4 protein-coding genes are annotated in these 1,853 nt (G+C 58.8%); 2 read left to right on the forward strand and 2 right to left on the reverse strand.

What is annotated here, in order from left to right:
- Nucleotides 1–282: molybdopterin-guanine dinucleotide biosynthesis protein B (locus ARB25_RS04170; protein WP_172676316.1), on the forward strand; the 282-nt coding region annotated here is incomplete at its 5' end.
- On the opposite strand, the gene ARB25_RS09975 is transcribed toward ARB25_RS04170, so the two are convergent.
- Nucleotides 279–602, reverse strand: coding sequence for a hypothetical protein (locus tag ARB25_RS09975; protein ID WP_156327676.1), 324 nt, complete (start codon nucleotides 600–602; stop codon nucleotides 279–281). The two genes, ARB25_RS04170 and ARB25_RS09975, sit on opposite strands and share 4 nt — an antisense overlap.
- On the opposite strand from ARB25_RS09975, the gene ARB25_RS04175 reads away from it, so the two are divergent.
- Nucleotides 601–1,422 carry an HAD family hydrolase gene (locus ARB25_RS04175; protein ID WP_055286030.1) on the forward strand — a complete coding sequence of 274 codons (822 nt, stop codon included), beginning with the start codon at nucleotides 601–603 and terminating at the stop codon, nucleotides 1,420–1,422. The genes ARB25_RS09975 and ARB25_RS04175 overlap by 2 nt on opposite strands.
- 185 nt (nucleotides 1,423–1,607) lie before the next feature.
- Here ARB25_RS04175 and ARB25_RS10225 read toward each other — a convergent pair.
- Nucleotides 1,608–1,853 (reverse strand): hypothetical protein (locus ARB25_RS10225; RefSeq protein WP_216595107.1); only part of this gene is annotated, 246 nt, incomplete at its 5' end.

Consider the following 1,853-nt stretch of genomic DNA (forward strand, 5'->3'; position numbering starts at 1 on the left):
GAGATGCCCGCGCGCGAGCTGCTGTCGCGTTACAACGATGTCGACGTGGTGATCATCGAGGGCTACAAGACCGAGGGCTTCGACAACATCGTGGTCGCGCGCTCCGGTGTCGACCGTCTGCGCGGCAAGAGCTCGCTCGACCTGGTCGACGGTCACACGCTGGCCCTTGCCTGCAACGAGGCCCTGGCGCGTCAGGCCTTCGACGCCGGCTTTGCGACCCGAGCCATCAACATCAACGACGCCCGAGCCATCTGCGATCTCATCCAAGACCACCTGGCCTAAAACCTGCTAAAACGGGACAGGTTTATTTTGGCAGGTTTTACCTGGGCAAACGTCATTTCCACCACAAAGGGGCCAGACACCTTTGTGGTGGTTTTTGCTTTGCAGTAAAAACCATCACAACATTCGATGAAAATCGCGATTTTGCCGAAAAACGTCGAATGTTGTGATGGATTGCGCTGAGGCCCGAGCACCACAAGCCACCACAAAGGGGCCAGGCCCCTTTGTGGCGATCGGGCCCCAACGGCCTGCGCCTTGGTATACCATGTACACCATTTCCGACCACACCCCACACCGCCGCGCAACCCAGAAAGGCCCCCCATGGACACCACCTTCAGCCACATCAAAGCCGTGTTCTGTGATATTGACGGCACGCTGCTCACGAGCCAGCACATGGTGTCCCCGCGCACCGTGGCGGCGATCCGTGCCCTGCGCGAGCGTGGCGTGCTCTTTGGCCTGTGCACTGGGCGCGACGCCCACGCGACCGAGGCCATGTACGAGCTCTGGGGCATCGAAGGCCTGGTGGACGTACTCGTGGGCTGCGGTGGCGCCGAGGTCATCGACCGTGCACACGACATCAACGAGCTGAGCTATCCGCTGCCGGGCGAGACCATCGCGCGCATCTGCAAGCACATGGCGGACCTGCCGGCAACGCCCGTCTGCCCCCGAGACGGCGTGTTCTACGTGCCCGAGAGCAACGCGTGCGTCGAGCACCTGTCGCGCGTCGACGGCGTGCCCTACCAGGTGGTCGATTTTGCCGAGTTTTTGCGCGAGCCGCAGCCCAAGGTGATGTTTACCATGGCGCCCGAGGTAATGCCGCGAGTGATTGAGCGGGCGTCGACGTTTGCCGATGACACTGTTAAGGCGGCGGCTCTGCAAACCACGCAGCGGCTCTATGAGTTCATGGATCCGCGCGTGTCCAAGACGCGCGGCCTTGGGCGCGTGGCGGAGCTCAACGACATGGAGCTCCAGGACATCTGCGTGTTTGGCGATGCCGATAACGACACCTGCATGGTGGCTGACGCCGGCGTGGGCGTGGCCATGGCGAATGGCAGCGACGCCACCCGTGCCGCCGCCGACTTTGTAACCGCGAGTAACGACAAAGACGGCATCGCGATCTTTATCGAGGAACATCTGCTGTAGCGCCGGGGGAGCACCACCACAAAGGGGACAGGCGCCTTTGTGGTGGCCTCAGGCGATTTGGGTGAATTGATGCCTACGATCTGCGCGCAAATTCAAATATGGTCGTCAGAACATTACGCTTCCAACCACCGATGGGTTAAGGATATTCTCATCAATTTGGTAGGGCATTCCTCCCGGTTAATGACCTACTGCTCACGGCCGATTTTCGACCGTGAGTGGGATGTTTGCTCTTGAGCAAAAATTTGTGCAAATAAATCTAATGCCATTAAAAAATGATGGGCAACTAAATTACCAGTAGAAACAAAAAATAGATAGCGAATAAACGAAGGTAAATCCGGTAATGTCGAGAAAGTTGGTGTAGCGCCCGATCCGAAGTGAGTCGGCCCGGCGTCCTGGAATCTGGAATACGGTTGATATCCTATGCCGCCTCG

This window comes from Collinsella aerofaciens (genome assembly GCF_001405375.1).
GTDB lineage: Bacteria > Actinomycetota > Coriobacteriia > Coriobacteriales > Coriobacteriaceae > Collinsella > Collinsella aerofaciens_F.